The organism is Aeromicrobium sp. (assembly GCF_049586495.1).
Classification (GTDB): domain Bacteria; phylum Actinomycetota; class Actinomycetes; order Propionibacteriales; family Nocardioidaceae; genus Aeromicrobium.
In genome coordinates this window covers 1-6794 of the sequence record NZ_JBAVCB010000076.1, presented here as the reverse complement: position 1 = coordinate 6794, position 6794 = coordinate 1, and the positions used below count along the sequence as shown (strand labels likewise).

Annotated in this window: 9 protein-coding genes; 8 read left to right on the top strand and 1 reads right to left on the bottom strand. The window is 67.8% G+C overall.

Features of this window, described 5'->3' with window-relative positions; all coding sequences use genetic code 11:
* From argF to WB508_RS04365, 6 genes are all read left to right on the top strand, one after another.
* On the top strand, window positions 1-738 hold a 738-nt coding region (gene argF / locus WB508_RS04390; protein WP_423843667.1), incomplete at its 5' end, for an ornithine carbamoyltransferase.
* Window positions 739-811: 73 nt separating this feature from the next.
* Window positions 812-1333 carry an arginine repressor gene (locus WB508_RS04385; RefSeq protein ID WP_423843666.1) on the top strand — a complete coding sequence of 174 codons (522 nt, stop codon included), beginning with the start codon at window positions 812-814 and terminating at the stop codon, window positions 1331-1333.
* Window positions 1330-2760, top strand: a complete 1431-nt coding sequence (argH, locus tag WB508_RS04380; RefSeq protein WP_423843665.1) for an argininosuccinate lyase — start codon at window positions 1330-1332, stop codon at window positions 2758-2760. The genes WB508_RS04385 and argH overlap by 4 nt, the downstream gene beginning before the upstream one ends.
* A gap of 34 nt (window positions 2761-2794) precedes the next feature.
* Window positions 2795-3424, top strand: a complete 630-nt coding sequence (locus WB508_RS04375) for a peptidylprolyl isomerase (protein WP_423843664.1) — start codon at window positions 2795-2797, stop codon at window positions 3422-3424.
* A gap of 32 nt (window positions 3425-3456) precedes the next feature.
* On the top strand, window positions 3457-4050 hold the full coding sequence (locus WB508_RS04370; RefSeq protein ID WP_423843663.1) for a DNA-3-methyladenine glycosylase: 594 nt from the start codon (window positions 3457-3459) through the stop codon (window positions 4048-4050).
* Window positions 4047-4352, top strand: a complete 306-nt coding sequence (locus tag WB508_RS04365; RefSeq protein ID WP_423843662.1) for a hypothetical protein — start codon at window positions 4047-4049, stop codon at window positions 4350-4352. Before WB508_RS04370 ends, WB508_RS04365 begins: the two co-directional genes overlap by 4 nt.
* Before the next feature lie 14 nt (window positions 4353-4366).
* On the opposite strand, the gene WB508_RS04360 is transcribed toward WB508_RS04365, so the two are convergent.
* On the bottom strand, window positions 4367-5053 hold the full coding sequence (locus WB508_RS04360; RefSeq protein WP_423843661.1) for a DsbA family oxidoreductase: 687 nt from the start codon (window positions 5051-5053) through the stop codon (window positions 4367-4369).
* A 51-nt stretch (window positions 5054-5104) separates the two neighbouring features.
* Between WB508_RS04360 and WB508_RS04355 the strand changes: the two genes are divergently transcribed.
* Window positions 5105-5452: a universal stress protein gene (locus WB508_RS04355; protein WP_423843660.1), complete on the top strand. Its 348-nt coding sequence runs from the start codon at window positions 5105-5107 to the stop codon at window positions 5450-5452.
* A gap of 35 nt (window positions 5453-5487) precedes the next feature.
* Window positions 5488-6741, top strand: coding sequence for a tyrosine--tRNA ligase (gene tyrS / locus WB508_RS04350; protein ID WP_423843659.1), 1254 nt, complete (start codon window positions 5488-5490; stop codon window positions 6739-6741).
* The last annotated feature ends 53 nt before the right edge of the window (window positions 6742-6794 follow it).

The window sequence follows — 6794 nt, the reverse complement described above, 5'->3', positions numbered from 1 at the left end:
GTCCTCGACGCCGCGGCCACCCAGGGCGGGCGCGGCGAGATCGTGCCTGACACAGCTCGAGTGCTGGGCTCGATGACCAGCGCCATCGTGTGGCGCACGTACTCTCAGTTCGGTCTCGAGCAGATGGCCGAACACGCTGGCGTGCCAGTCATCAACGCGCTCAGCGACGAATTCCACCCGTGCCAGATCTTGGCCGACTGGCAGACGATCATCGAGCGCAAGGGCCAGCTGGCCGGGCTCACGGTGGCCTATCTGGGAGACGGCGCCAACAACATGGCGCACTCGTACCTGCTCGGCGGGGCCACCGCCGGCATGCACGTGCGCGTCGGCGCCCCGCCCAGCCACCAGCCTGATCCCACGGTCTTCGCCGATGCCGAGAAGATCTCGGCCACGACGGGTGGCTCGGTGCGCGCCACCACGGACCCCGCCGCAGCGATGGCCGGCGCTGATGTCGTCATCACCGACACCTGGGTGTCGATGGGCCAGGAAACGGAGAAGGAGGCGCGGCTCGCGCTGTTCGGTCCGTACTCGATCACGGCCGAAGCGATGGCGTTGGCCGATCCAGAGGCCATCGTCATGCACTGCCTGCCCGCGTATCGCGGCCTCGAGATCGCCGCCGAGGTCCTCGACGGTCCGCAGAGCGTGGTCTGGGACGAAGCGGAGAATCGGCTGCACGCCCAGAAGGCGCTGTTGGTGTGGCTGCTGGAGAAGGCAGCTGATCGGGAGACTGGCACGTGAGCATTCCTGCGACGAAGGCCGATCGGCAGCAGCTGATCAGCGCCGGCCTCGGGCGAATTCAGGACGGCAGATGATGAGCATTCCCGCGACGAAGGCCGCTCGGCAGCAGCTCATCATCGACCTGTTGGGTCGACACACGGTGCGCTCGCAAGGTGACCTCACCGTGCTGCTGGACCAGCACGGTGTGACCGCCACGGCATCGACCGTGTCGCGTGACCTGGTCGAGCTCGACGCTGTCCGCGTGCGGCACAGCGACGGATCGTTGGTCTACGCCGTGCCTGCTGAGGGCGGTGATCGCACGCCTCGTTCGGCAGAGTCCACGGAGGCAGCGCAGCACCGGCTGCAGCGCATCGCCCGCGACGTGCTGGTGTCGGCGGAGGCATCGGCCAACCTGGTGATTCTCCGCACCCCTCCGGGGGCGGCACAGTTCTTGGCGTCGACGATCGATCACACGGCCCAGCCCGATCTGTTGGGCACGATTGCCGGCGATGACACGGTGATGCTGATCGCCCGCGATCCGGCGGGCGGCGAGGCCATGGCTCGTCGTTTCCTCGCGCTGGCCGACCTGCCCACCGAACCAACTGACAGGGTATGAGCGTGACATCTCCTTCTGACGCCGACGGTGCGAAGACCAGCCTGTGGGGTGGGCGATTCGCATCCGGCCCATCGCCCGAGCTGGTCGAGCTGTCCCGCTCCACTCACTTTGACTGGCGGCTCGCACCGTACGACCTGGACGGCTCGAGGGCCCACGCCCGCGTCCTGGCTGCCGCGGGGTTGCTCGGGCCGGACGATCTCACCACCCTGATCGCGGGCATCGACGCGCTCGCTGGTGACGTGTCGACCGGCGACTTTCTGCCCGAACCCGACGACGAAGACGTCCACACGGCCCTCGAGCGAGGCCTGATCGAACGGCTCGGCCCTGAGCTCGGCGGCCGGCTGCGGGCGGGACGGTCTCGCAACGACCAGGTCGCCACCTTGTTCAAGGTCTACCTGCGCGACCACGCCCGGGTCCTCGACACCTTCGTGCGGGATCTGGTCGGTGCGATCGCCGACCAGGCTCAGGCGCACCTGACCGACCCGATGCCAGGACGAACCCACCTGCAGCACGCGCAGCCCGTGCTGTTGTCGCACCACCTGATGGCGCATGCGTGGCCGCTGGTACGCGACCTGGACCGCCTCGCCGACTGGGACGCCCGCGTGGCGGCCGATTCACCGTACGGTTCCGGTGCGCTGGCCGGAACGTCACTGGGGCTCGATCCCCGCGCGGTGGCGGCCGATCTCGGGTTCACCGACTCCACGCCCAACTCCATCGACGGCACTGCCGCCCGCGACTTCGTCGCTGAGTTCGCCTTCGTCACAGCCCAGATCGGCATTGACCTCTCCCGGTTCGCTGAGGAGATCATTCTCTGGAACACCAAGGAGTTCGACTTCGTCACGCTGCACGACGGGTACTCGACCGGGTCGAGCATCATGCCGCAGAAGAAGAATCCCGACATCGCCGAGCTTGCGCGCGGCAAGGCCGGTCGTCTGATCGGCAACTTGTCAGGGTTGCTCGCCACGCTCAAGGCGCTCCCGTTGGCGTACAACCGCGACCTGCAGGAGGACAAGGAGCCGGTGTTCGACTCGATCGACACCCTTGAGGTCCTGCTGCCCGCCTTCACCGGCATGGTGGCCACCCTGACCTTTCACACAGAGCGCATGGCCGCGCTCGCGCCACAAGGATTCGCGCTGGCCACCGACATTGCCGAGTGGCTGGTCAGGCAGGGTGTGCCGTTCCGGATCGCCCATGAGCTGTCGGGCGCCTGCGTGCAGACCTGCGAACAGCGCGGCATCGAGCTGTGGGACTTGTCAGACGAGGACTTCGCCGCCATCTCGCCGCTGCTCACACCCGGGGGCGAGGGGCAGAGCGTGCGGGAGGTCCTGACCGTCGAGGGCTCGTTGGCTTCTCGCGACGCCCGCGGCGGCACCGCCCCCGGCCGGGTAGCCGAGCAGCTGGCCGAGCTGCGCGCCCGCCTGGGCTGACCCCGGCTTCGGCCGGATCGTTAGGCTGCGTGGCATGCGTCCTCGCCTCCCCGCCCTCGCGGCGCCCTTGGTTCTGCTGTCCGTGCTGACCGCCTGCGGTTCTGACTCCGATGAGGCGGCCGGTGCAGCGTCGTCCAGTGGGGCCTGCAAGTACACGTCGACCGGCGATGCGGTCAAGGAGGCGAAGCTGCCTCCGGGTGATCCGAAGTCCGCTGACACGCTGACGATTGCCACGAACCGAGGCGACATCAAGGCCACTTTCACCCCGGACACGGCGCCGTGCGCCGTCGGATCATTCGTCTCCCTGGCCGAACAGGGCTACTTCGCGGACACGGCCTGCCACCGACTGGTTCCCGGCTTCGTGCTGCAGTGCGGCGATCCCTCGGCCAGCGGCACCGGTGGCCCGGGCTACACCTTCGACGACGAGCTCAGTGGATCTGAGACCTATCCGGCCGGCACTCTCGCCATGGCGAACTCTGGCCCAGACACGAATGGGTCGCAGTTCTTCATCGTGCTGGCTGATGCCCAGCTGCCGCCGGCCTACACCGTGTTCGGCAGCGTCGATGCGGCTGGCCTGAAGGTGGCGCAGGAGATCGAGGCCGACGGGAACGGCCCCGACGGCGTTGCTCCGGCCGAGGACGTCATCCTCGAGTCCGTCAGCTGACCAAAGCGGTGTCGCGACTCGGAGGGCCGGCGGTGAGGGACCGGGATGATCAGCCGGTCGATCAGCGTGCCCGGTCGCTGCTCGGACGGGTCCTGCGAGGTCACGACGTGGCGGTGCGCATCACCGAGGTGGAGGCCTACGGCGGCATCCACGATCCGGCGTCCCACGCCTTCACACGGACCCTGAGGTCTGAGCCCATGTACGGCCCCGCATGGCACCTGTACGTGTATCGCGCGTACGGCATGCACTGGTGCGCCAATGTGGTCACGGGACCGACCGACGAGGCAGCCGCCGTGCTGATCAGGGCCGGTGAGGTCATCGAGGGGATGCCGCTCGCTCGCGAGCGCAGGGGAAGAGTGCCGGACCATCAGCTGGCCCGCGGCCCCGGCAATCTTGCCCGGGCACTCGACATCACTCGGGTCGACCTCGGTACCGATCTGTTCGCACCGGGGGGAGTCACCTTGGGACCCGCGGTGGCAGCCGCCGGCAAGATCAGCTCCGGCCCCCGGGTGGGTGTGTCCAAGGCCGCGGACGTGCCGTGGCGCTTCTGGCTCACCGACGATCGGACCGTCTCGGCCTATCGACGAAGCCCCCGCGCCCAGCGAGCGCCTACCGTGGAGTCATGACTGCCACCTACGGGCCCGCGACCGCCGACGAGGTCTACTCGTCCGCCTTCGAACCGCCGGTGCGTGGACCGGTGCGAAAGATCGTGTTCTCGGCGCTCGACCTGTGGTGTGCGATGACCGGTGGACTGCTGGAGATGACCACCAGTGGGGACGTCGTGGTGCGTCGCCGCAGTGACGATGCCGAAGAGCTGCGGATCGCCGGGGGAGCATCGGCGGCTTCTCTTCCGCTGCTGGAGCGGGTACGCAACGACCTCGCGTCCATGAGCCCCGATCAGTTCCGGGCCGAGTGGGAGATCGGCTAGTCCGACCATCGGTGTCAGCCGTCGGAGGCGGGCCTTGTGGCCGCGGCCTTGCGAAGCGCCTCTGCGAAGACCGCCGGATCCTGCGCCCCTGACACCGCGTACCGCGCGTCGATCACGTAGAACGGCACTCCGCCGATGCCGTAGTCAACCGCTCGTTCGCGGTCAGCTTCGACGTCGTGGGCGAAGGTGCCGCTGGTCAGAGCCTGCACGACCTCGTCGCGGTCCAGATCTACCTCAGCGGCCAGATCGGCCAGGTCGTCGATCCGCCCCACGTGGCGGCCTTCTTGGAAGTACGCCGACAGCAGCCGTTCCTTCATGTCCAGCTGGCAGCCGTGCTTCTTGGCCAGGTGCAGCAGTTGGTGGGCCAGGGCGGTGTTGGTGTGCTGCAGCGCGTCGAAGTCGTACGCAAGCCCCTCGGCTGCGGCCAGGTTGGTCATCTGCCCGAGCATCTGGCTGACCTGTCGGGCCGGCATGTGCTTGTGCTGCACGAGAAAGTCGACCTCAGTGCCTGCGAAGTCGACGGGGGTGTCGGGTGCCAGCTCGAAGGAGTGGTACTCCACCTCCACCTGCCCGCCAGCCTCTTCGAACGCTGCGACCGCCTGCTCGAAGCGGCGCTTGCCCACAAAACACCAAGGGCAGGCGATGTCGGACCAGATGTCGACCTTGACGGGACGGTTCACGGCAGTCACAACGTCACCCACGAGGTGGTTCATTCCGGCGCTCCCGGACCCGCGGGCACTAGAGTTCACGGCATGACCATCGCCGTCGCCTACCGGCCGGACGAATTCGGGCGGGCGGCTCTTGACTGGGCCGCTGCACACGCTCGCGCCACGCTCGAATCCTTGGTGATCATCACCGTGAATCGTCCGGGGGAGGGACTCGCCGCCGACGTGGCGCCCGCCGAGGTTGCGTACGAGGTGCGCCAGGTCGACGGCGCCGACGTCTCCGAGGCCGTGCTGTTCGAGGTCGAGCAGTCGGGATCCACGATGGTCGTCATCGGCGTCCGACATCGCAGTCCCGTCGGCAAGCTGATCCTCGGCAGCGTCGCGCAGTCGATCCTGCTCGACTCCGACGTCCCCGTCGTGGCGGTCAAGGCCTGACTGCTCGGGCTCCCCCGGGCGATAGGGTCGCCGGTGTGACACACGTCCTCGACGACCTGGAAGCGCGGGGTCTCATCGCGCACTCGACCGATCCCGACGCCCTGCGAGCGGCGCTCTCTGAGGGTCCGATCACGTACTACGTCGGTTTCGACCCCACAGCGCCCAGCCTGCACATCGGCAATCTGCTGCAGATCCTCACGGCGCGACGTCTGCAGATCGCTGGCCATCGCCCGTTGATGCTGGTCGGCGGCTCCACCGGCATGATCGGCGACCCCAAGGAAGCGGGGGAGCGGGTCATGAACACGCCCGAGATCGTGGGCGAGTGGGTGGCGCGCATCCAAGCTCAGGTCTCAGCCTTCGTCGATTTCGATGGCGCCAACGCGGCGATCATGGTCAACAACCTCGACTGGACCGCAGGCCTCGGCACCATCGATTTCCTGCGCGACATCGGGAAGCATTTCCCGGTCAATCGGATGCTCGCACGCGATGTCGTCAGCAGCCGTCTCGAGTCCGGCATCAGCTACGCCGAGTTCAGCTACGTGCTGCTGCAGTCGATGGACTACCTCGAGCTGCACCGCCGGCACGGGTGTGTGCTGCAGACCGGCGGCAGCGACCAGTGGGGCAACATCACCGCCGGCGTCGAGTTGATTCGCCGCGCCGACGGCCATCGAGTGCATGCGCTGGCCACGCCGCTCATCACCAAGGCCGACGGCACCAAGTTCGGCAAGACCGAGAGCGGCACGGTGTGGCTCGATCCCGCACGCACGAGCGCGTACGCCTTCCACCAGTCCTGGATCCAGGCCGAGGACGCCAAGGTCGGTGAGTACCTCAAGCAGTTCACCTTCGTCCCGGTGGACGAGATCGACGCCTTGATGCTGCAACACGCCGAGAGTCCGGGGCAACGCCTCGCGCAGCGCCGGCTGGCCGCCGAGGTCACGACCCTCGTGCACGGGGCGGACGAGACGGCAGCGGCCGAGCTCGCGGCTCAGGCATTGTTCGGGCGTGGCGAGCTGGGCGACCTGCCTGAACCCACGTTGGCGGCGGCGCTGCGCGAAGCAGGCACCGTCGAATTTTCCGAACCCCCCACGGTGGTCGACGCCCTGGTGGCGAGCGGCTTGGTCGACAGCAAGTCCGCTGCGCGGCGGGCCATCGCTGACGGCGGCGCCTACGTCAACAATCAGCGCATGAGCGATCCTGATGCCGTCATTGCAGGCGCGTTGTTGCTGCATGGGCACTGGGCGGTGCTCCGCAAGGGCAAACGCTCCGTGTCGGGCGTCGAAATTCGCTGAACTCGTCAAAATATTGCTCTGACCTGCGATTTCAGCGCATAACGCTCGTGGCA

Excerpts from the sequence above, each read along its gene's own strand:
- WB508_RS04385 (WP_423843666.1), top strand. The coding sequence starts at position 812 with ATGAGCATTCCCGCGACGAAGGCCGCTCGGCAGCAGCTCATCATCGAC.
- argH (WP_423843665.1), top strand. The coding sequence starts at position 1,330 with ATGAGCGTGACATCTCCTTCTGACGCCGACGGTGCGAAGACCAGCCTG.
- WB508_RS04375 (WP_423843664.1), top strand. The coding sequence starts at position 2,795 with ATGCGTCCTCGCCTCCCCGCCCTCGCGGCGCCCTTGGTTCTGCTGTCC.
- WB508_RS04365 (WP_423843662.1), top strand. The coding sequence starts at position 4,047 with ATGACTGCCACCTACGGGCCCGCGACCGCCGACGAGGTCTACTCGTCC.
- WB508_RS04355 (WP_423843660.1), top strand. The coding sequence starts at position 5,105 with ATGACCATCGCCGTCGCCTACCGGCCGGACGAATTCGGGCGGGCGGCT.